A 22,667-nucleotide genomic window follows, 5' to 3' on the forward strand; every position below is an offset into this window, starting at 1 on the left:
ATCCCGGCGCCCGGCGGTTCGCCCGCGGGCTCATTCCTCCGGCGTGGGGTGGTCGTGACGGGGCGTTCTGTACCAGACGACCGCGCCGATCGCCGCGAGTGCCGCCAGAGCGGCCCAGATCCACCAGGGGATGCCGCTCGGAGCCTCCTCATCCGCCGCGGCGGGTGCCGGTGAGGCCGAGACCTGGACAGCGGAGGCGGTGGGCGCGACGGATTCACCCGGTGCTGACGGCTCTCCGGAACCGGTCACGGTGAAGGGGATCTCGCCCTCGATGGGGTGGCCGTCCGAGGAGACGACCCGCCAGGCGATCACGTATCCACCCGGGGCCAGCGGCTGTGTCACGTCGGCGGTCACCTTCGGTCCCTCGGTGCGCGGCGTGCCCAGGGGCGCCTGTGTGTTGTCCGTCCGGCGCAGGACGACGGCGGGGAAGTGGACCCGGGAGCTGAAGACCAGCTCGATCCGCTCGGGGGAGGACACCTCGGCGTTCTTCGCCGGGGAACTGCTGCGCAGCTGGTCGTGGGCGAGCGCCGCGGGCGCGGTCAGGGCGAGGAGGACCCCGCAGCCCGCGACCGCCAGGACCATTCTGCGTATGAACTGCGGCAGATATGCCATAACGGACTCCATGGAGACTTCCGGACGCGCGATCGGCGCGGCCGGGCAAGGCGGAAGGCACCCCCGGCAGGGGCACCCGATCACGGGGCGCGCCGGCCACCGGACCCGCCAGGGTCTCCCTCAGCCGGCGCGCGGAAGCGCGGGCGGCCCGCGCCTGCGCGGAACCGGGCAGGCCCACCCGCTCGGGAGGGGCACGGCCTCGACGAACGGCACGAGAACGGGAACGGCCGCGGGCGTCCAGGTGGCGGCGAGCACCGGAAGGATCGGGAGCCGCGCGCCGTACACGCGGATCATGAGCCACAGGGCGCTCTCGCCGCGCCACAGCCACCAGCCGGTCAGCAGCGCCGCCGCGAGGTGGACCGCCGTCATGCCGGGCCGGGCGTGCCCGTGGGCCAGCGGGATCACCGGGTACGGCACGGGCGCGGCCCGGCTGAACAGCTCGTGCAGCAGGACCTGTACGCCCACGCTCGCGGGAAGCACGACCTGCGGGCCGCGCTCGTGCCCGTTGAGGGCGTAGCCGAGGCAGAGGGCGACGATCCCCCCGAGGACGGCCGTGTACGGCGGCACCGCCCCGCCCCCGGCCAGGGCGTGGCCACCGCCGGAGACCACGAGGCACAACGTCGCGAAGACGAGTGCCCGCGGCAGACGGAGCGCTGACGCCACTGGGGCCATGACCGTCATCCTGTCAGCCGGGTCAGGCCCCGAGAAGACCGGGGGACGTCGCCGCTGGGCTAGCCTGAGGCGCGATGAACCGTTTGACGACCTCAAGGGGCGAGTTCGAACTCGCCCGTTTCCCCGAGCACTCCCGGCAGGAGCTACGCGCCTGGGACGCCGCCGACGAGTATCTCCTGCGGCACCTCGAAGGGGCGGACGGCGAGCCGGTCGCCCTGTCCGGCACGGTGGTCGTGTCCGGTGACCGGTGGGGAGCCCTGGCCACTGTGCTGGCCACTGTGCCGGCCGCCCACTGGCCCGCGCCCGTGCAGATCACCGACTCCTTCCTCACCCAGGAGGCGACCCGGGCGAACCTCGCCCGCAACGGGATCGATCAGGACGCCGTCCGGCTCCTGTCGACCGGGGACACGCCCCCGGAGCGGATCGACGTGCTGCTGGTCAGGGTGCCCAAGAGCCTGGCACTCCTGGAGGACCAGCTGTGCCGTCTGGCCCCGGCCGTGCACCCGGGCACCGTCGTCGTCGGCGCCGGGATGGTCACCGAGATCCACACCTCGACGCTGCGGCTGTTCGAACGCGTCTTCGGGCCGACCAGGACGTCGCTGGCGGTCAGGAAGGCACGGCTGATCTTCTGCACGCCGGAGCCGCGCCCGGCCCCGGCCGTCAACCCCTGGCCGCTGAGCTACACGCTGCCCGGCGACGTCGGAGCGGTCTCCGGCCTGACCGTCGTCAACCACGCGGGCGTCTTCTGCGCCGACCGCCTCGACATCGGCACCAGGTTCTTCCTGAGGAACCTTCCCGGCCGCAAGGGGCCGGAGCACGTGGTCGACCTGGGTTGCGGCAACGGGGTCGTCGGCCTGGCCGTGGCGCTGGCCGACGAGGAGGCGCGGGTGACCTTCGTCGACGAGTCCTACCAGGCGGTCGCCTCGGCGCGGGCCACGTTCCTGGCCAACGACGTCTCCGCCCCGGACAGGGCGGAGTTCCTCGTCGGCGACTGCCTGTCCGGGACGCCCGCCGGATCGGTCGACCTGGTGCTGAACAACCCGCCCTTCCACAGCCACCGGGCGACGACCGACGAGACCGCCTGGCGGATGTTCACCGGCGCCCGCGCCGCACTGCGCCGCGGAGGTGAGCTGTGGGTCGTGGGAAACCGGCACCTCGGCTACCACGTGAAGCTGCGCAGGCTCTTCGGCAACTGCGAGGTCGTCGCGAGCGACCCGAAGTTCGTCGTCCTGCGGGCCGCCAAGCGCTGACGCCGTACCGGGCCGGTCCCGCACCGCCGCACGGCCCACGCCAGGTAGGCGGGTGTCTCGTCGGTGACGACGTGTTCGACGCCGTAGCCCGCCAGGCGCCGCCACGCGGCGGGGTCGTTGGGGGTCCAGGCGTAGACGGCGACCCCGGCCCGCGCGTACGCGCGGGCCAGCTTTCCGGTGAGCCTGTCGTGACGGATTCCGACGAAGGCGAACCTCCTGGCCAGCGAGACCGGAGGGGCCGTCCTGGCCAGCAGGCCCCGGCGCGCGTGGATGGAGCGCACCGCCCGCAGCGTGTCCGGGGAGAACGACATCAGGCTCGCCCACCGGTAGGCGTTCAGCCGGTGGTACTCGCCGGAGAGGGAACGCAGGTCCGCCGCGTCCGGGACCTCCTTGAGGTCGAGCAGCGTCCGGCCGCCTGCCGCGCGCAGGAGCCGCAGCGCCTCGTCCAGCGTCGCGGGCCGCTCGCCGCCCAGGGTGCGCAGCGCGCGGAAACGGGACAGGGTCATGCCGGAGACCCGTCCCGTGCCCGTGGTCGTCCGGTCGACCGTGGCGTCGTGCATCAGCACCGGCTGGTGGTCCCTGGTGAAGTGGACGTCCAGCTCGACCTGTCCGGACCCCGCCGCCAGGGCGTCGCGGAAGGCCCTGAGGGTGTTCTCCGTGCCCGGCGGGCCGTACCCGCGGTGGGAGACGACGGCGGGCGCCGGGCACCCGGCCGGCACCGGGGGGAGGGAGGCGGTCCGCTCACCGCCCCGGCCGAGCGTCACGACGGCCAGCGCGGCGAGCACCAGCGTCCCGCGCGCGAGCCTGACGGCGGCCGGGTTACCGGAGGACACGAGGGTGGATGTCGGACCGGGGAACAGGAAGCCGGGGAATGGTACACACAGTTATTGACTGTAACTGTGTGTCATCAATCCGCAAAGGGCCGGTCATGCCCGGTACGGCCGCCGGCCTGGGCCGGTGGCCGTACCGGGTCAACGGTCATCGGTCGCCGCGTACCTCGACCCGCTGCCTGCGGTAGTTCGCGCCCGGCCCGCCCGGGCGGTAGCCGCGCTCCACGTTGCCCGCGATGTCCACGGAGAACCAGTGCACCTCGGTCGTACGGTCGACCGTGATCCGCTGCGCCCCCTCACGCGTCCCGGCGGCGACGAGCTTGGGAGAGTTCAGCGTCGGCCTGCTGCCGTCCAGCGTGTAGTAGACGTTCGCGGGCTCGTCGGTGGTGAAGGTGAACGTGGCCGAGGCGCCGGTCCTGCCGGTCACCTTCAGCTCGGAGCCGGGACGCCGCCGGTCGCCCGAGTAGGCCCTGGCGACCTCCAGGATGGCGATCTGGCCGCTGGAGAACTCCATCGCCTCCTCGTGCCCCTCGGCGAACGGAGGCTGGAAGCCCACCGGCTGGAAGCGCTTGGTCGCCGGGTCGTAGAGGTCGGCGCCGACCTCGAAGTCCCAGCCGATGATGCCGCGGTTGTACCAGTGCTCGTCGGCGCTGTTGCCCGCCGCCGAGTACAGCACGTCGGGCACCGGCCCGGTACGGCCGGGCCAGATCGCGGTGCCACGCCTCTCCTGCACCGCGGACAGGATGTGCCGGGAGGACTCCCAGAAGTAGTTCTCCGTGCCCAGATCGGTCCGCGGCAGCGTCTCGCGACCGGCCTCCTTGTAGGCGCCGGGGGGCCACATGAAGTAGCCGCCGTAGGAGTGGGTGTTCATCGCGAACTTGATGTTGGGGTACTTCCTGGTGAGCCAGACCTGGTTGCGGTCCTCGGGCTCCGACAGCTCGGACGGGCCCGCGAACACGCCGCTGGTGCAGTCGGAGGAGGCCCCGAGGTAGCCGTCGAACATGGAGCCGACGGAGAAGTTGCGGTTCAGGTCGACGCCCCACGAGTTGCGCGAGGCCGGATCGGCGGCCTTGGCCGGGCAGTGGTTGGTCATGTTCTTGCGCTGCATGTTGTAGTCGTAGAAGCTGTAGTGCCCGCCGTCCGGGTTGGACGTCGGCAGGATGAAGATGTCGAGGTCGTCGACGATCCTCCTGGTCCGCGGGTCGTGCGCGTAGTTGCGCAGCAGCCGTTCCGCCGTCTCCACGCAGACCAGCGGGGTCACCCACTCACGGGCGTGCTCCTGGCAGTAGAGGAAGACGCCGACCTTCGGACCGCCCCGTTTGGTGCCGACGCGCAGCGCCTTCATCTGGAACGGCTCACGTGAGACGCTCTGCGGCGCCTTCAGGCCGTCGGTCAGCCGGGTCGCGGGGGCCGCGGCGACCAGACCGCCGCCCTGGTCGCCCCGGTAGGTGGCGGCGGTCAGCAGCGCCGAGGCCGCGGTGTTCGCGTTGAGCGTGTCGACCACCTGACGGGCGGTGCTGGAGATCGCGCCGGAGGCGTCGGTGGCCAGGCCGACCACGACGTCCTTGCCGGTGACCGTGACGCTCAGCGGGGAGGAGGCGGCCTCGGGGCGGGTCAGGGCGAGGCTGACGTCGTTGCCGCCCTGCGAGCCGTACGCGGTCGAGGTCACGTAGAGCGTGCTCGCCGCGCCCGTGCCGAACTGCGCCTGCGCGGCCCTGCGGTAGCCGTTCGTCTTGTACGGCAGGTCGATGATCTGGGTGATCCTGGGGAACTCGGCGGCCAGGGCGGTGATCCGGCCGGTGACCTCGGTCGGGTCCATGTAGTGGTCGACGAAGTCGGAGACGTAGTGCCCGCCGGGCGGTGTGCGCCGTTCGCCGAGCCACTTGGTGACCGGGACCGTGACCGAGCCACCGCGGCTGCTCTTGATCGTCACCCGCGAGGGGGCCTGCGTCACCGGCAGCGGGTAGTCGAAGCGGTGGTACATGTACTGTCCGGCGTCGGTGAGGCGTGACAGCGTGGCCGTTCCGCCCGAGTCGGGGGGAGTGCCCCGCCCCGAGTCCCAGGTGGCCGTGAGCACGGTCTCGGCGTCGGTCGCGCTCGACTTGACCTCGACCGAGAGGAACCGCCGGTCGTCGGTGCTGGTGAACCACTCCGCGCGCAGCGGGGTCAGGGTGTCGTTCTGCTGCGCGGCGGTGACCGCGGCCGACATCGCGGTCCGCCGTTCCGCCTGGTTCGCCGCGAAAGCGGCCTGGCCGGGCACGGCGTCACGGACGTCGAAGCCCTGCCCGCGCAGCTCCCGCGCCTCTTGGGGGCTGAGTACGGCGTGCACCTCGATCCCGTCGTCGACGGCCTTGCGGTACTCCGCGAGGTCGACGCCCAGGGCGTTGAGGCGGTCGACGGCCGCCTGGTCGGGGACGACGACCCGCAGCAGGGCGACCCCGTCCTGCGTGGTGCTCGGCTGCCGGTCGGGGACCACTTCACCGCCGGACAGGGCCGGGGGAGGGGGGCTGGCGAGCACCGGGGTGGCGCCGAGCGCCAGGACGACGGGCAGGACGAACGCGGCCACGACGCGGCCGCTCCCTCTGCCGTTGAGAGAACTTCTCATGCGAGATTCCTCCAGTTGGTGCGCTCGGCCGAGTAGGGGGTGTCACGGAATGAGCACACAATCGGAGGGAAATCTTGATCGATAAGATCATCTTCGTCAAGTCCCCCGGTTTGGGCGGCGTAGGGTTATACGATTCCCATTCGATTGAAGTGAAATTTCACTATGTGTCGTTTGGGTTGTGTTATTCGGGACGGTCTGGACGCCTGTGGTCGTGGGCCCCCGAGGTGTGTGCTCGGGGATGTTGCCAGGCCGCCCGGTGTTTTCTCTCGGGGCGTGGCCGGTCTTCGCTGGATTTCCCGGGATATGGGTCTTCGCTTTACGGATGAGCTCCTTCGCCGGAGAACGCGTGTTCCGGATGCCCAGAAAGGCCGTGCCGCCTCATGGCCGCCGGGTGTGAAACACCGGGAAAACGTGCTCTGTCATTTCCTTGGTGAGATCGCGGCGATCCGGACGGCCATGCGGCAGGCCGGAAGCCCGGTGAACCCGTCGCCGGTCGACACAGAGTCCGTTCTCCAGGATGTTCAGCGGGGTGGAGGTGAAGGTCCGGTACTCCAGCCGTGGAGCGTGATCGGGCAGGGCGGTGGTTTGCCCGCGGACGGGCCTGGTGACAGTGTTCGTTCCCATGCTTGTCGTGGCGCCGGGGTCGCTTCGGATTCCCGGAGCCGCGAACCCGGCAGGACGGAGGGACGAGGTCGACATGGCGGAGCCGGTTCCCGGGCAGGCGGCGGCCACGCCGGCCGATGTGGCGCGCGCCCGGGCCGAAATCGGGCCGGGCCTTCCGGCTCCGCTGGTGGCCCTGTGGAAGGTGAAGGACGGCCTGGCGACCGATGCCGGTGTGACCGTGTACCCGGCTGGGTGCATCGGTGAACGCAACGCCACCTACGACGTCACGCGGTGCGCACCGGGTTTCGTCCTCATCGGCGACGACAGCGGTGGCCGCGGGTTTCTCCTGCGTGCCGGTGATCCGTGCTCCGCCGTGTTCTCGTCAGACCTGGGCGACCTGGGCCCCGAGGACTTCGAGGTCGAGTCCGTGGACCTCACGTCCTGATCGAATCGCTCTGCCCTGACCTCTTCCGCTGTGGACCGCCCACGGTTTCCGGCCCGGGAACAACGCCGGACGGTTGACCCGACGGGCTTCTACAGGCCGAGTTTGCGCACCTGGTCCGTCACGGCTGTCAGGAGGGCGGTCAGCGCGGGAGTGGGCGGGGTGTCCCGGGTGACGGCGACCAGGCGGCGTCTGAGGGTGGTTTCTGCGATGTCCCGGATCGCGAGGGCGGGGTCGTCGCCGGGCAGGCTCAGGGTCGGCATGAGGGCGACGGCGGTCGCGGCGCGGACGAGTTCGAGTTGGACGTCGGCGTCGCTGGAGCGGTGCCGGATGTCGGGCTCGTAGCCGCCGAGGGCGCGGCAGGTCCCGACGACCATGGCGTGGTGACCGGTGCCCTCGGCCGAGGCGGCCCAGATGTCGGATCGCAGGTCGGTGAGCGCCACGGGTCTCCCGGGCCGGGCGAGCCGATGCGCGGCCGGCAGCACGATCTTCAGGTGTTCTTCGAGCAGAAGCGTGAAGCGGAGCCCGGCCGGGCGAGGGCGGGGGTGGCTGTCGTACTCGTCGCCGATGACGAGATCGACCGCGCCCAGGCGTAGACCCGGCAGGGACTGTTCGAGCTCCAGCTCGAAGATCTCCACGCGAACCTGCGGGTGGTCCGCCTTCATGCGGGCCACCGCCGGGATGAGGAGGCGGCGGGCCGCCGATTGCAGGCCGCCGGCGCGGACAGTGCCCCGGATGACGCCGCTGAGGGTGGCAAGGTCGGCTTCCGCAGCCTCGGCGGCCGAAAGCAACACCCGCGCGTGCTGAGCGAGCAGGCGTCCGGCGTCGGTGAGCCGCACACCGCGCCCGGCCTTGTCGAGCAGCCGGGCGCCGGTTTCCCTCTCCAGCAGGGCGAGCTGCTGGGAGACCGTGGAGGGGCTGTAGCCAAGGGCCGCGGCGACCGCGGCCAGGGTGCCTCGTTCCTCGAACTCCCGCAGAAAGCGCAGCCGTCGAAGGTCCAGCTCGATCATTCGGAAACCCTAACGGGTCACCTCCGGGAAACATCGCTGGACCCGATGGGTCAGGTGCCCAATCCTTGGGCGCATGGGTGCAGCACTGTGTCTTCTGTCCGCGGCCTGCTTCGGCGCCATGGCGATCTTCGGCAAGCTCGCCTACGACGCCGGTGTCTCCCCCGGGGCGCTGCTGCTGGTGCGCTTCGCCCTGGCCGCCGTCCTGCTCGGGATCGTCCTGCTGGTACGGCCGGGGCTGCGCCGCGCCGCCTCCGGTTCCCCCCGGGGTGAGGCGGCCGGTCGGCCGGCGATGACGCGCGGCAGGGTGACGGCCGTCGCCGTCGGCCTGGGTGCCGTCGGGTACGCCACGCAGGCGAGTCTGTTCTTCTCCGCGCTGCGGCTGATGGACGCGTCCCTGCTGGCTCTGATCCTCTACACCTACCCGGTCATGGTCACCGTGGTGGCGGTGCTGCTCGGCCGTGACCGGCTCACCCCCGCACGCGGAGCGGCGCTGGCGGCCGCCTCGGGCGGAACGCTTCTGGTCCTGCTCGGCGCCGGCGGCGTGAGCTTCCACCCGCTCGGGGCGCTGCTGGCCTTCACCTCCGCGATCACCTACACCGTCTACATCCTCGTCGCCGACACCGTCGTGCACCGACTGGCACCGGTGGCGCTGTCCGCGCTGGTGATGACCGGTGCGGCCGGCACCCTCGGCGCCTGCGCCCTGCTCACCGGCGGCGTCGATCTCCGTTTCGGGGCGCCGGGATGGCTCTGGCTGGCCTGCATCGCCGTGGTCTCCACCGTCGTGGCGATGCTGACCTTCTTCGCCGGGCTCAGGCGCACCGGCCCGTCGACCGCCGCCATCATGTCCACCTTCGAGCCCGTCGTCACCGCCGCGCTGGCCGCTGTCTTCCTCGGCGAGTCCCTGACCCCGGTGCAGCTCGCCGGCGGCGCGCTGGTGTTGTCGTCCGTGGCGGTCCTCCAGCTCCGGCGCGCCGGTGCCCGCACGAACCCCTCGCCCGCGGCGGTCCGGCGGGCAGGACCCGTCCGACGCCCTGGGAGTGCCGGACCGTCTCCTGGTGCCGAGCTACATGCGCGTCCCGTGCGATGCGGGCCCGATCACCCCTGATCACCTCGACGGGCCGGTCGACCGGTTGCCCGCCTGATCCGGTCCGGCGCGACCACACAGCCGTCCGGGCGGTCGTCCGGCCCGCCGGTCACGGCCTTCTGGCCAGCCACACGGTCCTCGTGGTACGGACGGTGAGGTCCGTCCGCCGCAGCACGCACTCCGGGCCGTCGCCGTCGAGGAGAACGTCGAGCGCGGCCAGGTCGTCGGCGTCCAGCAGGTTCTCGACGCCGGAGCGGACGCGCCGCAGGGTCGCCAGGGCGTAGCGGCCCGTCGCGGCGGGCAGTGGCGGCCGCAGGTCGATGGCGAAGTTCCGCTCGGTCTCGACGGTGAACCCGGCCTCGGCCAGCGGCGCCCCCCAGTCGGATCCCAGGAGCGGCATGTGCTCGGCGCGCACCTCCGCCAGGAGGGCGTGACAGCGCGCCTCAAGCCCGGGACGGCCGACGCCCTGGTCGTCGGGCAGGAAACGCGGCATCGGCAGGGAGTCCATTTCGAGTACGGCCAGCAGCCCTCCGGGTCTGAGGGCCGCGTGGACGTCGGCCAGGACGCGGCCGGGGTCCGCCATGTGGTGCATGGAGGCCGAGGCCCAGACCAGGTCGACGGCGCCGACGGACGGCCAGGCGGTGTCCAGGTCCGCCTGGACGGTGCGGACCCGCCGGTCGAGGCCGAGGGCGCGGGCCCGGTCCGTGAGGCGGCGCAGCATGTGCTCGTCCTGGTCGAGGGCGATCCCCTCGGCCTCCCCGAACCGCGCGAGCAGCGTCAGGACGCCGGTTCCCGTACCACTGCCCAGGTCGAGGACCGTACGGGGCGGCGAGTCCGCGGCCAGTCCGGCGATCAGGTCCGTCACCTCGGCCAGGTGGGCGTGCAGGACCTCCGCGTCCAGATCGAGCAGCTCGGCCATGCCCGAGCCGTCGTGGTCGGCGGTGGCGTGGTGATGATGGTGGTGGTGAGGGTTTCCCATGAGGGAACCCTACGAGGAGTTTGCGCCGATGACATACCATCTTGCGTATGAAGCAAGACGGTGATCTCGACAGCGTGGTGCGCGGGCGGATCAGAGGGCTGCGCGTGGCCAGGGGCTGGTCGCTCGACGACCTGGCGGGCCGCTGCTACCTGAGCCCCTCGACCCTGAGCCGCATCGAGACCGGCCACCGGCGCATCAGCCTCGACCAGCTCAGCGCGATCGCCCGGGCCCTGGGCACCACCATCGACCAGCTCGTCGAGCCCGTGGGCGACGAGGACGTGGTGATCAGGCCGAGGCACGACGAGGCGCGGGGGCTGACCACCTGGATGCTGGGCGGACGCGACGGGCCGCACGGGGTGACCGTCGCGAAGATGCGCGTCACCAAGCCCGTACGGCGCGGCGTCGACGAGCTGAAGGTCCACCCCGGCAGAGACTGGTTCACCGTCCTGTCCGGAACCCTCACGCTGCTGCTGGGGGAGCGGACCATCAGGGTCGAGGCCGGGCAGGCGGCCGAGTTCTCCACCATGATCCCGCACGCCTTCGGGGCCGAGGACGGCCCGGCGGAGATCCTGTGCGTCCTCGACCACGAGGGACAGCGCACCCACCTGTGGCAGCTGCCCTGACCGGCCCGGCCGTACCCGTGACATGAGGTCCGGGGTAGGGCCGGGCCGGCCCGCGGCGTCACGCCACGGCGGGCCTGAGCGCGTCCGGGGTGTACAGCGCCGCCAGTTCGGCGGCGATCTCGGCCGGTGTGGGCAGCGCCTCGATCTCGGCCCTGACCTCGTGCGCCGTCGCGCGCAGCGCCTCGTCGGTCAGCAGGCGCTCGATCAGCGGCACCTGCAGGTCACCGATCAGTGTGGTGAGCGCGCTGCCCCTGGCGGCCAGCGTCTCGGCGTTGATGTGCCGGTCGGCCCCGTTGGGCAGGATGAGCTGCGGAACGCCCAGCGCGGAGCAGGTCAGCGTGGTGCCCGCGCCGCCGTGGTGGATGGCCGCCGCGCTGCCGCGCAGCAGAGCCCCGAGCGGCACCCAGCCGGTCACCCGGACGTTCGGCGGCAGGGGCGTGGACCACGAGGTCTCGCCGGAGCCCGTGGCGATCACGAACTCCGCGTCCACCGCCTCGGCCGCCTCGATGATCGGGGCGAACTCGCCGAGCCCGTGGGTCTCGGGAACCACCGTGCCCAGGGTGACCGCGACCCGGGGCCGGTCACCCTCGTCGAGCAGCCACTCGGGCAGCAGCCCGCCGCCGTTGTAGGGCGTGTAACGCATCGACCACCGGGGCCGGGGTCCGATCACCAGGGAGGACGGGACGACGCCGATCGTCTCGACGCCCTTGGGCACCGTGACGCCGTGGCGCAGGAACGCCTCGTTCGCGGGCGCCCGATCGAAGACCTCGGGCTCGAACCCACCGACCCCGTAGTTGTGCGCGACACACGGCACGCCCAGCTTGGCGGCGGCCACCGGCCCCGCGGTGAAGATCGGGTCGTAGACGATCAGGTCAGGGCGCAGGCGCTCGGCGAGCCTGACGTGCCCGTCCACGTAGCCGTCCCACATCGCGACGACGAGCGGCTTGATCTGCTCCAGCTCCTCGGGACTGATGCCCTCCCGGGGCTGCTGGAGACGCTCGGCCGCGGGGCCCTCCTGGAAGTCGGCGATCATCCGCGCCGTGGTGAGGCCGGGTACGGCGTCCAGTGTGAGGAACCCGGCGTCGCGGACCGCGAGGGCGTCCCCGGCGGCGGCGAAGGTGACCTCGTGGCCGGCGAGGCGGAACGCCCACGCGAGCGGCACCATGGGAAACACATGCCCGATTCCCGGAGCAGGTACGAAAAGCACGTGCATTTCTGACAGGTCCCCTCTGTCGTTTGACACCCTGTTTTCTTGACCTTGCTCTTCCGGGGTCAAGTCAACCGAATCCCACACGTGTTGATCAAGAGCCACCCGGGTGACTTCTCACGGGAGTCAGGGCACCAGGACGATCTTGCCGCGTCCGTGCCCCTCCTCGCTGAGCCGGTGCGCCCCCGCGGCGTCGGCCAGCGGGAGGACGGCGCGGACCGGCAGGGCGAGGGTCCCTGCCGCGTGCAGGGCCAGGGCCCGTGCCACGGCCTGGACACCGTGGCTCTCCCCCTCACCGCCCCCGGTGAAGCGCGTCCCGGTCTCGACGGCCTCCGGCACGCTCACGATGCCGACGATCCGCTCGGGGCCACCGAGGAGGCCGACCGAACCGGCCAGCGCGCCCCCGGCCGCGTCCAGCACGGCGTCCACCCCCTGGGGCGCCACCTCACGAACCCGGTCGAACACCCCCTCTCCATAGAGGACAGGAACCGCGCCGAGCTCACGCAGGTAATCGTGGTTCGCCGCGCCGGCCGTACCGACGACACGGGCGCCGGACGCGACCGCGAACTGCACCACCAGGCCGCCGACGCCGCCGGCGGCCCCGTGGACCAGCAGGGTCTCCCCCGCACCGACTTTGAGGAGGTCCAGCACCCGGTTGGCCGTCTCCGCCGAGGTGTACAGCCCGGAGGCGGCCTCCCAGGACAGGCCGGCCGGTTTGGCGGAGAGCTGGGCGGCGTCGGCGAGGGCGTACTCGGCGTACCCGCCCGCGACCGGGCCGAGGACCTCGTCCCCGGCCGCCCAGGCGCTCACGCCCTCGCCGACCGCCACCACCTCACCGGCCGCCTCGCCTCCCGGCGTGTACGGCAGGTCGACCGGCAGGAACTCCTTGAGCAGTCCGGCCCGGATCTTCCAGTCGACCGGGTTGACCCCGGCGGCGCGTACCCGCAGCAGCACCTGGCCGGGACCGGGGGAGGGGACGGGCACCTCGGCGAGCCGCAGTTCCTCGGCGCCTCCGTAGGAGGAGACGACGACGGCCCTGCCGACGGTGGGGAAGGACGAAGAGGACATGACACTCCTTGAGCCTTGATCGGGGTGCGCGGGCGGTGCGCCCGCGCACCGGGACACGGCCGAAACGGTCTCATCGCCCGAGACGGACGAGAAGCGGAGTGTTTTCCCTAGGATCGAAAATCCTAGTCTCAGAGTCGGGATTTCCGGAGGGCACCCCACGGGCGGAGACCCGTCCGCGGGGTGCGGCCGTCAGCCGGAAAGGGCCCCGGTCAGGGCAGCGTCCGCAGGTAGGTCGGCGGCTTGCGCACCTGGCTCGCCTGCTCGAACGCGTAGCTGATGGCGATCAGCGTCGGCTCGGAGAAACGGCCGCCGAAGAACGTCACGCCGAGCGGCAGCACGTCCTTGGCGTATCCACCGGGGACCGTGACCGCCGGGTAGCCCGCCATGGCCGAGGGCGAGGAGGTGGCGACGAAGTCGGTGAAGTCGTCACCCTTGGTCAGATTGGTCACCCAGGCCCCGTTGTTGGTCGGGGCGAGCACCGCGTCGAGCCGGTTGGTGGAGATCACGGAGTTGATCGCGTCACGGGAGAGCGAGGTCGCCTTCTCCCTCGCGGCGCGGTACTCGAAGTCGTTCAGGTCGCCGCTGGTCGCCTGCGCCTGCTCGAACAGCTCCTGCCCGAAGTAGCGGAGTTCGGTCGAGGCGTGCTTCTTGTTGAACTCGATCAGCCCGGCCAGGTCCGCCGGGTGCTTCCCGGGGGCCTCGGCCAGATAGGCGTTGACGTCGTGCTTGAACTCGTTCGTCAGAGCCGGGAACTCCTGCTCGGCCGCCTCGTCCGTCCCCGTCAGTTCGAGGTTGTCGACCACGGTCGCGTCGCGCGCCCTGAGCGTGGCGATGGTGGCGTCCAGGGCGGCGACCACCTCCCGCTTGTTCCCCGCGGCCGAACGCCAGACGCCGATGCGCTTGCCGACGAGCGCGTCCGGCCGCAGCGCCTTGAGGTAGTCACGGTTGCCGCCCGGCACGGTGGCCGGATCGCGCGGGTCAACCCCCTGGATGACGGAGAGCACGGCGGCCGCGTCGGTGACGTTCCTGGTGAGCGGGCCCGCGGTGTCCTGGGCCAGGGAGAGCGGCACCACTCCGGCGCGGCTGACCAGGCCGACCGTCGGTTTGACCCCGACGACGCCGTTGATGCCGGCCGGGCAGACGATCGAGCCGTCGGTCTCGGTGCCGATGGTGACCGCGGCCAGGCTCGCGGCGGCGGCGACCCCGGAACCGCTGCTCGACCCGCAGGGGTTGCGGTCCAGGACGTAGGGGTTGTTGGTCTGGCCGCCGACCGCGCTCCACCCGCTTGAGGAGGCGCTGGAACGGAAGTTGGCCCATTCGGACAGGTTGGTCTTGCCGAGGATCACCGCGCCCGCCGCGCGCAGCCGCTGGACCAGGAAGGCGTCACGGGCCGGGCGGGAGCCGAGCAGCGCCAGCGAACCGGCGCTCGCGCGTCCGGTGGCGGCGATGTTGTCCTTGAGCAGGACGGGGATGCCCTCAAGGGGGCCGCGCGCGCCCTGGCGCCGCCGCAGGTCGCTCTGCTTGGCCTCCCGCAGCGCCGCGGGGTTGGTCGAGATGACCGCGTGCAGCAACGGGTCGACCGTACGGATCCGGTCGAGGTAGAAGCGGGTGAGCGCCACCGAGTCGAAGCGCTTCTGGTTCATGGCGCGCTGCATGTCCAGGACGGTCGCGCGGTCCAGGTCCAGGCCGCGCAGGACGGTGCTCGACGGGGGTACGGCCGCCTCGTGGGCGTGTGCCGGTGCGGCCACGGACAGCCCGGCGACGAGTGTCGCCGCCGCCAGCCATCGCGTGGAATGCGTGAAAGTCATGGACGACCAGCGTAGCGATCATGCTTTCTGAGGAAAATGTTTCCGGTTCATACTTTTGCCGGACAGGGGCCGCTGTGATGGGCTGACGGACCGCGGTCCGCGAGAGGAGGATCTCGCGGACCGCGACCTCTCAGAGACGGTGGACGGCTCCCCTGATCGACCCCTCAGCCGGTTCCTCGGCCAGGAGGGGGCTCGGCGAGCCGCCACCGACGAGCACCTCCGCCCAGAACACGAACCCCGCGACCACGTAGTCGGAGTTTCTGTCCGGGTCCAGGAGGAACATCCTCGCCTTTCCCCAGTTCTCTCCGACCCGGCGCTCCTCCGAGCGTGTCACCTCGGGATCGGCGACGGTGAGGCGCAAACCGGAGTGGAGGGCGGGCAGGGAGATCCGTGAGACGTCCTGGAACAGGACGTCGAACACTCTCGGTCTCTCCTCGCCCTCGGGGTCGCCGTCGAAGCCTCGCAGGAGCACCTTGCCGTGCCCCACCTCGATCGCCCAGGGCTTGAACCGTCCCGGCAGGACGAGCGGGAGCCGTCCGTTCTCGATCGACACGTTCATCCCACACCAGCCCAGTCGTTGAGCCTACGGTTCCAGCGGAAGAAGTTGACTTGATCCATGATGCCCGCAGCGTCCACCTGCAACAGCTCCCACTGGGTGTGCAGCAGGTCACGAGAGTTGGTGTTCTTGGCGATCTCCAGTGCCTTCGCGGGCCCACGGTTGGCGCCGGGGAGACCGTCCAGCATGAACGAGATCTCGCCCTCGCCGCGTCCGGCCCTGGCGATCGCCGACTGGACCTCGTCCCGCCACGTCGCGCTTGGCGCTCCGAGGAGATTGCGCGCGCTGACCTTCTCCGAGAACTCGTTCAGTTTGAAGTCACGTCTTCCGAGCGCCACATGGTCCTTGGGGCCGATGAAGTCGCAGCCGTCGTTGTGGACAAGGAGCGAGGTGCCGCCGGTGACCACGTGGTAGGTGTGGATGTCGGCGATGGTGAAGTTGTGGACGCGTTCGTGGGCGGTCCACTTCTTGAGCGCGGTGACCTGGACGTGGGTGCCCGCGCTGGTGCGCAGCCACATGCCGGGCTGGAGTTCGCCGGCCTTGAGCCACTTGTGTGCGCTCTCGACCCAGAACGGGTGGCCGTCGGTCGCCGCGATCTGGCCGGTGGCCGATCCCCTGTCGCCGTCGGTGTCGACGGTGACGCGGACCAGGTTCTTTTCGCCCTCGCCGACGATCAGTCGTACGACCGGTTTGGCCGTGGTCTGGCCGGTCTCCGGGTCGGTGGCGACGACCTGTTCGCCGAGGTCGACTTTTTCGATGGGTTTGACGGTGCCGTCGGCCATGAGCACCGGCGTGCCGGCGACGAAGCTGTTGCCGGGTTTGCAGTTCGGCCTGTCGAGACGAGGCCTCTCCGACGCGGCCTTGGGTTTCGTCTTGGCCTTGGCCTTGGCGGCGAGGGCTTTGGATCTCTCGGCTGCTTCGGCGGCGACCTTCTTGGCGTAGGCCTCGGCCGCCGCCTTGGCCGCCGCGGCCTTCTCCGCCGCCGCTCTGGCCGCCCTCGCGGCCGCGGCCTTGGCCGCCTCGGCCGCCTTTTCCGCGCCGCGCAGGATGGCCTTGGCCCACTTGAGTTCCTCGAAGAAGGCGAAGACGGCCTTGCCCGCCCGCCAGATCGCCTCGGCGATCTTCTTGGCCTTGAAGATCTTGCCCCAGGGCAGCGCCCCGATCACGGCCATCACACAGGAGCCGATGTCGCCGTTGAGGCAGTTGACGATGTCGTTGATCCCCATGATCTCCATGAGGATCTGGCCGCCCGCCTCCAGGATGACGTCCAGCACGCTCTTGTTCTGCAACTGCTGGGCCTTGGCGACGTCCTCGGGGCTGGGCCCGGACTCGGCCTCCTGGCCGGGGGCGGTACCGCTGCCGCCGCCGTCCGCCGCCGCGTTCACCATGCCGGTGGGGTCGGTGTAGACGAGGGGGTTGTTGGAGGCGTAGGTGTAGGCGGAGGTGGCGCCGACACCCGTGGGCATGGGATCGACGCTGCTGAACCGGCCCGTGCCGGGGTTGTAGTTGCGGGCGCGCAGGTAGTAGTTGCCGTCGCCGGTCGTGCTGTCCTGGTAGGCGCCGGTGAACCGCAGCGGGTTGTCCGGGCCCGCCGCGACGCTCCGTTCGGGCGCGCCGGCTCCGCTCCGCCCGGCGGCTCCGGCCCCTCCCGGTGGCGGGGTCGCCCGCCCGGCGGCTCCGGCGGTCAGGGTGGTGCCCGTGCGGGGGTTGCCGAACGGGTCGTAGTCGTAGCCCGCCTCGATCTGGCCGGCCGGCGAGACCATGTTGGCGACGCCGCCGAGCCAGTCGTGGGTGTAGGAGTGCGCGCCGCCGGTCAGCAGGGCCAGCGGCTCGTCCTCGGGGCCGTAGGTGAAGCCCTGCCTCTCGACGACGGCGCCGCCCGCGTTGACGGTGGTGTCCAGCGCGATCTGCGGCAGGGTGCCGTTGACGTCCCAGCTCCAGCGCTGGATCGCCGAGACGGTGCCACCGGCTCCAGCGCTGGTCGCCGACAGGCGCAGGCCGGTGGCGTCGTAGGCGAAGGTGGTGGAGTTGCCGTTGACGGTGGCCTTGGCGAGGCTGTTGTCGAGGTTGTACTCGAACCGGTCGGCGCCCGCGCGGATCTGGTTGCCGTTGACGTCGTAGGCGAAGTCGCGGGCGACGCTGGAGCCGGGCCGGGTCACGGTCTCGCGGGTCAGCTGGTCGGCCTCGTCGTAGGCGTAGACGGTGGTGTCGTTGCCCGCCGTACCGGTGCGTTTCTGGCTGAGGCGGTTGCCGACCAGGTCGTAGGTGTAGTCGATCCGCCCGGCCATCTGCGAGCCGGTGGCGCAGCTCGTGGCCGAGTAACAGGCAGAGGTGACCCGGTCGACCGTGTCGTAGGCGTAGGAAACCGACTCGCTCGCGGTGCCGCGCGTGGTGACGACCTTGGTGGGGTTGCCGACCTGGTCCAGGGTGAGGTCGAAGGCCGAGACCGGATCGGCGTCGCCGTTCGCGGTGGCGATGCGGGTCAACCGTCCGGCGTCGTCGTAGGCCCGCCTCTCGGTCAGGCCCGTGCCGCCGGGCAGGGTGGTGCTGGTGCGCCGCCCTGCCACGTCGTAGCCGAAGCGCCACTCGGCGCCCGCGCCCGCGGTGCCGCCGGTCACCTTCTGCTCGGTCTGCCTGCCGTCACCGTCGTAGGCGAAGGTGACCGCGGTGCCGTCGGGATAGGTACGGGAGGTGATGTTGCCGCGCTCGTCGTAGCCGTAGGAGAAGGTCTCGTCGGCCTGGCCGGCGGTCTTGCGGGTCACCTTGAGGATCTGGTCCTCGTCGTCGTAGCCGACCTCCCGCACCCCGGTGGGGTCACCGTAGGAGGTGGTGCGGTCCTTGGCGTCGTAACCGAAGGTGTAGGCCGGCCCCTGCGAGCCCAGCGCCGTCCTGGTACGGCGGCTCAGGATGTCGTAGGTGTTGACGACGGTCCGCTTGAGGCGCTCCTCGGGGCTGACCCACTCGGGACCGTTGACGGTGATCGCGGTCAGCGGGTTGCTCTCGGCGTCGTAGGTGACCTCGACCCGCCGCGACAGCGGATTGGCCTTGGTGATCAGGCGTCCGGCGTCGTCGTAGGACATCCGGGTGTAGCGGCCCAGCGGGTCGCGCACCGACTCCAGCAGCCCGTCGGTGCTGTAGGTGTAGACGGTGGAGCGGGCCGTCGGGTCGTTCGGGTTGTAGGGCGTCTCCGGGGTGTGGACCGTGGCCGGGAGGTCGTCCTCCCGGTAGGTCCGGTAGGTGGTGCGTCCCTTGGCGTCGGTGACCGAGGTGACCCGGTTGCTCGCGTCGTAGACGGCGGCCGTGGTGTTGCCGAGCGGGTCGACGGACTTGACCTGGTTGCCCGCCTGGTCGTACTCGTAGCGGGTGGTGAAGCGGGCGGGGTCGGCGCCCTCGACGTTGCCGCGCGGTTCGGTGACGCCGGTCAGCAGGCCGTCGTCGTCGTATCTCCAGGTGGTCACGCCGCCCTCGGCGTTGGTCTCCTTGATCCGGTTGCCCGCCGCGTCGTACTCGGTGCGGGTGGTCTTGCCCGCCGGGTCCTTGATCTCGGTCTGCCGGCCGCTGCGGTCGTAACCCATGGTGGTCCTGCGGCCGAGCGCGTCGGTGGTGGAGGTGACCTGGCCGTTGTTGTCGCGTCCGAACGCCGACTGCTTGCCCAGCTCGTCGGTCCTGTTCGTGGTCCGGTCCAGAGCGTCGACCTTGATGTCGCGCTCGGTGAACCCGCCGCCGGGATAGGGGTGCCGTACCCGGATCGGGTTGTCGTCGGCGTCGTAGAAGTAGGTGGTGGTGAAGTCGGCCGGGTTGGCGCCCGGCTCGTTGCCGCGCGGCGAGGTGACGGTCTTGAGCAGGCCCTTGCCGTCGTAGCCGTAGGTGGTCGTGATGGGGGCCCTGGTACGCAGGAGCGCCTGCGTCGAGGCCCGCCGTCCGGCGTCGGTGTAGGTGTAGGTGGTGGTGCGCCGGGAGTCGTCGACCGTCTTGAGCAGGCCGTTGGCGAAGTAGAAGTAGTCGGTTGTGGCCTCGGTCGGGGTCTGCCTGCGCACCAGGCGGCCGGTCTCGTCGAACCCGCTGCGCCAGGCGCCGTTCTTGCCCGGCTCAAGGGTGCTGGTCACCCGGTCCTGGGCGTCGTAGGCGTAACGGGTGGTGTAGGCCGCCCGGTTGCCACCGGGTACGGTACCGCGCGGGTCGACCGTGGCGGTCTGACGCCCGGTGGCGTCGTAGACGACCTCGCCGCGCCGCCCGGCGGGGGAGATCGCCGCCTTGAGCAGTCCGGCGTTCGGGTCGCCCTGCGGCAGGTACTCGTAGTGGCTCACCTTGCCGCGCTGGTCGGTCGTCGAGGTCCGCAACCCGCGGGAGTCGTAGGTGTGCGTGACGGCGTGGCCCTCGGGGTCCTCGCTGCGCACCAGCTCGTTGAACTCGTTGTAGGTGTCCTTCCACACCTGGCCGTTGGCGTCGGTGTGGGTGGTGGGGTTGTTGCGCTCGTCGAACCGGGTCTTCTCGGAGAAGCCGAGCGGCTGGGGCGCCTTGGTCTGCAGGCGGTTGCCGTTGGCGTCGAAGGTCGCCTCGTGCTGGTGCTGCTTGCCGTTGACCACCAGGTCGCGGTTGAGCTCCCGGTCGTAGCGGTGGTTGTCGGAGTCGCCGGTGCCGCGCTGGGAGTACACCAGCGTGTTGCCCCGGTAGCCGTCCCAGAGCACCACCCCGTCGGGGTCGGTGGTGGTGGCCTCCTGTTTGGCGGCGTCCCAGGCGAAGGTGGTCTGCTTGCCCAGGCCGTCGCGCTGCGCGGTCACCCGGCCGTCGGTGCCGTAGTCGTTGGAGATGATCGCCACGTTGTGCGGGTCGACCACCTGCGACAGCAGGGTGGTGGCGTGGTAGCGGTACCTCCAGGTGAACCCGCGGGCGTCGATCACCGAGGTCAGGAATCCGTCGGTGTAGAAGTAGTTCACGTTGCGGCCGTCGGGCAGTTTGATCTCCCGGATCAGGCCGCCCTCGATCCGCACCGAGACCACCCGGCCCGAGGCGTCGGTGATGTTGACCCCGAGCCCCTCGTAGGCCAGCCGTACCCCGACGCCACGCGCGTTGCGGATCGAGACGAGGCGTCCCTGACCGTCGAAGCCGTAGCGCACCTGCCGTGGTGTGGTCAGCTCCCAGCCGTCCGCCGTTCCGCGCAGGGTGGAGCGCACGCCGGGCGGGCGCTTGTAGGCGCCGCCTGCGGCGGGGGTGTAGCGGGCCTGGGCGCCGTCCTCGGCACGTACCACGGCCACGCCGTCCTCGCCCACGCTCACCCGCATGTCGTAGGACCAGGCCCAGCCGGGACCGAGAGGGCTCGCCCCCCGGTTCATCGAGGAGTAGGTGCGCGCCGAGACGAACTGCGGGCCGTAGGAGGCCATCGCCAGGTCGCGCTCGGTCCGCACGAAGGCACCCGTGCCGGTGTTGACGCCCAGCGCCCTGGAGGCCTGGCCCGCGGCGGTCAGCGCCAGCGCGTTGCCGCACCCACAGCCGGAGGCCTGCTCGTTCGGGACCGGCGGCGGGTCCACGGTCTCGCGCGGGACCGAGCGGTCCGACGGGGCGGAGACCACCTCGCGGCCGTCGTCGTAGACCGCGGCGACGGTGACGAAGTACTCCCTGCCGGTCTCCAGCGTCCAGCCGTCGGCGGCGCCGAAGGAACGGCAGAGGTCGCCCGCGCCGCCGCAGTAGGACCGTTGCAGGTCGGGGCGCTGAACCAGGGTGGAGGTCTGCTCGGTCTGCGACTGGGCGTCGTACAGCCGCACCCGCGCCGCCGTCCACGAGGGACCGGCCTGGCCGACGTTGAAGTAGGTCACCAGCGAGGTGTCGCCCAGCACATAACCCGGACGCAGCGACAGATCGGTGAACCCGTCGTCCACGGCCTTTCTCGCGGTTCTTCCGGTGAGGGACGTCCAGCGTTCCCCGCTGACCCTGACCGGCTGGCCCGCGGCCTTCGCACCCAGGGGTACGACCGGAGGCCGTTCACCCGCTTTGAACGCCCTGTCCGGGCGTATCCCCCTGGGCAGGGGGCGTTCGACGGGGCCGGGACCGGGCCTGGCCTGCGGAACCGGTGGCGGCGCGGCAATCGCGGGAGGCACGTCCGGTACCGTGAGAAATGACGCGACGAGCGTCGAGACGACAAGTGGAATCAGAATTCGGGCATGACGAAGTCGACCGATGGCGGGCATTGCCCAAAACCTCCCCCGTGGAGGGACCGGCAGCGGAAGAATCAGCTATCCAGGTACGCCAACGAGGGAATCATTCGGCATTGTGCACTGCAATGGCTTTGTTTCGCCGATGACGTTTTGTTATAGAGCCCGAATTCGCTGCGCCGAGCAGGTCGTTAATGCGGGGAAAACGTGATCAACGGTTCCGGCCTGGTGCGATGCAATTCCGGGGATCTTCCCTAATCAATCGGAAAGATCGGCCGACCTGATCCTTGCTCACGCTCCGCGTATTCCGTGTGACGCGGGAACACGGCGCCTTCCTTGGCTTTCCGCGCCACCGGGACGCACCCCGCGCTCACCCTGTCCACCGCCGGGTACGGCCGTCGCGATCCACTTCCCGGCACCCACGACCGGGTGGGCGCGGGTGCCGGAAGTGCTCTCAGCGGGGGTCGGGGTCCCGTCTGGGGACGGCGGTGACGAGCAGATGGGCGAAGGTGTCGCTGAAGGCGTGCAGCAGGGCGCAGGCGTGGGAGTCCTTCTCCCGGGTGACGGTGAACGCCAGGCTCCACTGTTCGACGACGGCGCGGTGGACGGTCTCCGTCTCGGCGGGGGCGGCCTCCGTGAGGGCCGTCCGCGACAGGTTCAGGCGGCGGCGGACCTCCGCCTCACGGGCGGAGTCCCCCCGGGCGAGCAGCCGTACGGCCCTGGCCCTGGCCATCGGCCACAGCGGGGTGGGCATCGTCGCCACCAGGATCTCCGCGGCCCGCCGTGCCGCGGTCTCCTTGACCGGAGGCAGGCTGTTGTCCTTTTTCTTTCGCACCGTCCTCGGTGCCGGGGCCGCCAGGGCCGACGGGAGCGGCGACGAGGCCGAGGACGGTTCCGCGGGCAGGAAGGTGAGCAGTTCGGCGGTGGGGGTCAGGAGGCGGGGGCGCCTGGCCTGGCGGTTGACGGTGAGGAGCACGGCCGTGGCGACGGCCACGGCGAGCATGAGGGCGAGGAGCTGCCAGTGGGTGCGCAGCAGGCCCAACGTGACGAGAAAGGTGGTCGGTCCACTCGGCGGGTGGGGGGTCCGGGTCAGCAGGTGGGGGGTGACGGTCATGGGCATCCTGACCGAGACCAGCGCGACCGGGGCGGGGAGGGGTGAAGTGGTCATG

The 22,667-nt window shown here is 71.1% G+C and carries 16 protein-coding genes; 4 read left to right on the forward strand and 12 right to left on the reverse strand.

The features are described from left to right. Positions 1–30 precede the first annotated feature (30 nt). Both ABZ463_RS01450 and ABZ463_RS01455 read right to left on the reverse strand, forming a co-directional pair. A complete protein-coding gene (locus tag ABZ463_RS01450) occupies positions 31–612 on the reverse strand; it encodes a copper resistance CopC family protein (RefSeq protein WP_362771873.1) in 582 nt (193 codons plus the stop codon). Positions 613–732: 120 nt separating this feature from the next. Continuing rightward, positions 733–1,284: a hypothetical protein gene (locus tag ABZ463_RS01455; RefSeq protein WP_362771875.1), complete on the reverse strand. Its 552-nt coding sequence runs from the start codon at positions 1,282–1,284 to the stop codon at positions 733–735. Between the two features lie 74 nt (positions 1,285–1,358). Between ABZ463_RS01455 and ABZ463_RS01460 the strand changes: the two genes are divergently transcribed. Continuing rightward, positions 1,359–2,534, forward strand: a complete 1,176-nt coding sequence (locus ABZ463_RS01460) for a methyltransferase (protein WP_362771877.1) — start codon at positions 1,359–1,361, stop codon at positions 2,532–2,534. Here the strand turns inward: ABZ463_RS01460 and ABZ463_RS01465 are convergent. Then, positions 2,444–3,367, reverse strand: coding sequence for a glycerophosphodiester phosphodiesterase family protein (locus tag ABZ463_RS01465; protein WP_352009399.1), 924 nt, complete (start codon positions 3,365–3,367; stop codon positions 2,444–2,446). The genes ABZ463_RS01460 and ABZ463_RS01465 overlap by 91 nt on opposite strands. A gap of 145 nt (positions 3,368–3,512) precedes the next feature. Then, positions 3,513–5,969 carry a M14 family zinc carboxypeptidase gene (locus tag ABZ463_RS01470; RefSeq protein WP_362771880.1) on the reverse strand — a complete coding sequence of 819 codons (2,457 nt, stop codon included), beginning with the start codon at positions 5,967–5,969 and terminating at the stop codon, positions 3,513–3,515. 697 nt (positions 5,970–6,666) lie between these two features. On the opposite strand from ABZ463_RS01470, the gene ABZ463_RS01475 reads away from it, so the two are divergent. Continuing rightward, positions 6,667–7,017 (forward strand): hypothetical protein, encoded by a 351-nt coding sequence (locus ABZ463_RS01475; protein ID WP_362771882.1) that lies wholly within the window; start codon positions 6,667–6,669, stop codon positions 7,015–7,017. Between the two features lie 89 nt (positions 7,018–7,106). Here the strand turns inward: ABZ463_RS01475 and ABZ463_RS01480 are convergent, their stop codons facing one another. After that, the gene (locus tag ABZ463_RS01480) at positions 7,107–8,024 is read right to left on the reverse strand and encodes a LysR family transcriptional regulator (RefSeq protein ID WP_362771884.1); all 918 of its coding nucleotides are present in this window, start codon (positions 8,022–8,024) and stop codon (positions 7,107–7,109) included. A gap of 73 nt (positions 8,025–8,097) precedes the next feature. On the opposite strand from ABZ463_RS01480, the gene ABZ463_RS01485 reads away from it, so the two are divergent. Further along, positions 8,098–9,129 carry a DMT family transporter gene (locus ABZ463_RS01485; protein ID WP_362771886.1) on the forward strand — a complete coding sequence of 344 codons (1,032 nt, stop codon included), beginning with the start codon at positions 8,098–8,100 and terminating at the stop codon, positions 9,127–9,129. Positions 9,130–9,217: 88 nt separating this feature from the next. Here the strand turns inward: ABZ463_RS01485 and ABZ463_RS01490 are convergent, their stop codons facing one another. Continuing rightward, positions 9,218–10,087 carry a methyltransferase domain-containing protein gene (locus ABZ463_RS01490; RefSeq protein WP_362771888.1) on the reverse strand — a complete coding sequence of 290 codons (870 nt, stop codon included), beginning with the start codon at positions 10,085–10,087 and terminating at the stop codon, positions 9,218–9,220. 47 nt (positions 10,088–10,134) lie between these two features. Between ABZ463_RS01490 and ABZ463_RS01495 the strand changes: the two genes are divergently transcribed. Then, positions 10,135–10,710 (forward strand): helix-turn-helix transcriptional regulator, encoded by a 576-nt coding sequence (locus tag ABZ463_RS01495; protein WP_352009406.1) that lies wholly within the window; start codon positions 10,135–10,137, stop codon positions 10,708–10,710. Between the two features lie 58 nt (positions 10,711–10,768). Here the strand turns inward: ABZ463_RS01495 and ABZ463_RS01500 are convergent, their stop codons facing one another. From ABZ463_RS01500 to ABZ463_RS01525, 6 genes are all read right to left on the reverse strand, one after another. Beyond that, a complete protein-coding gene (locus ABZ463_RS01500) occupies positions 10,769–11,875 on the reverse strand; it encodes a nucleotide disphospho-sugar-binding domain-containing protein (protein ID WP_362771890.1) in 1,107 nt (368 codons plus the stop codon). A 168-nt stretch (positions 11,876–12,043) separates the two neighbouring features. Next, positions 12,044–12,985 carry an NADP-dependent oxidoreductase gene (locus ABZ463_RS01505; protein ID WP_362771892.1) on the reverse strand — a complete coding sequence of 314 codons (942 nt, stop codon included), beginning with the start codon at positions 12,983–12,985 and terminating at the stop codon, positions 12,044–12,046. A gap of 209 nt (positions 12,986–13,194) precedes the next feature. Beyond that, positions 13,195–14,793: an amidase gene (locus ABZ463_RS01510; RefSeq protein ID WP_362771894.1), complete on the reverse strand. Its 1,599-nt coding sequence runs from the start codon at positions 14,791–14,793 to the stop codon at positions 13,195–13,197. 130 nt (positions 14,794–14,923) lie between these two features. Next, on the reverse strand, positions 14,924–15,346 hold the full coding sequence (locus ABZ463_RS01515) for a hypothetical protein (RefSeq protein WP_352009410.1): 423 nt from the start codon (positions 15,344–15,346) through the stop codon (positions 14,924–14,926). A 2-nt stretch (positions 15,347–15,348) separates the two neighbouring features. Beyond that, positions 15,349–21,444: an RHS repeat-associated core domain-containing protein gene (locus ABZ463_RS01520; RefSeq protein WP_362771896.1), complete on the reverse strand. Its 6,096-nt coding sequence runs from the start codon at positions 21,442–21,444 to the stop codon at positions 15,349–15,351. Positions 21,445–21,952: 508 nt separating this feature from the next. Then, a complete protein-coding gene (locus ABZ463_RS01525; protein WP_362771898.1) occupies positions 21,953–22,666 on the reverse strand; it encodes a hypothetical protein in 714 nt (237 codons plus the stop codon). Position 22,667: the final 1 nt, after the last annotated feature.

The organism is Streptosporangium sp. NPDC020145 (assembly GCF_040631275.1).
In the GTDB taxonomy this organism is placed as follows: domain Bacteria; phylum Actinomycetota; class Actinomycetes; order Streptosporangiales; family Streptosporangiaceae; genus Streptosporangium.

Excerpts from the sequence above, each read along its gene's own strand:
- ABZ463_RS01450 (WP_362771873.1), bottom strand. The coding sequence starts at position 612 with ATGGCATATCTGCCGCAGTTCATACGCAGAATGGTCCTGGCGGTCGCG.
- ABZ463_RS01455 (WP_362771875.1), bottom strand. The coding sequence starts at position 1,284 with ATGGCCCCAGTGGCGTCAGCGCTCCGTCTGCCGCGGGCACTCGTCTTC.
- ABZ463_RS01460 (WP_362771877.1), top strand. The coding sequence starts at position 1,359 with ATGAACCGTTTGACGACCTCAAGGGGCGAGTTCGAACTCGCCCGTTTC.
- ABZ463_RS01470 (WP_362771880.1), bottom strand. The coding sequence starts at position 5,969 with ATGAGAAGTTCTCTCAACGGCAGAGGGAGCGGCCGCGTCGTGGCCGCG.
- ABZ463_RS01475 (WP_362771882.1), top strand. The coding sequence starts at position 6,667 with ATGGCGGAGCCGGTTCCCGGGCAGGCGGCGGCCACGCCGGCCGATGTG.
- ABZ463_RS01480 (WP_362771884.1), bottom strand. The coding sequence starts at position 8,024 with ATGATCGAGCTGGACCTTCGACGGCTGCGCTTTCTGCGGGAGTTCGAG.
- ABZ463_RS01485 (WP_362771886.1), top strand. The coding sequence starts at position 8,098 with ATGGGTGCAGCACTGTGTCTTCTGTCCGCGGCCTGCTTCGGCGCCATG.
- ABZ463_RS01490 (WP_362771888.1), bottom strand. The coding sequence starts at position 10,087 with ATGGGAAACCCTCACCACCACCATCATCACCACGCCACCGCCGACCAC.
- ABZ463_RS01495 (WP_352009406.1), top strand. The coding sequence starts at position 10,135 with ATGAAGCAAGACGGTGATCTCGACAGCGTGGTGCGCGGGCGGATCAGA.
- ABZ463_RS01500 (WP_362771890.1), bottom strand. The coding sequence starts at position 11,875 with ATGGTGCCGCTCGCGTGGGCGTTCCGCCTCGCCGGCCACGAGGTCACC.
- ABZ463_RS01505 (WP_362771892.1), bottom strand. The coding sequence starts at position 12,985 with ATGTCCTCTTCGTCCTTCCCCACCGTCGGCAGGGCCGTCGTCGTCTCC.
- ABZ463_RS01510 (WP_362771894.1), bottom strand. The coding sequence starts at position 14,793 with ATGACTTTCACGCATTCCACGCGATGGCTGGCGGCGGCGACACTCGTC.
- ABZ463_RS01525 (WP_362771898.1), bottom strand. The coding sequence starts at position 22,666 with ATGACCACTTCACCCCTCCCCGCCCCGGTCGCGCTGGTCTCGGTCAGG.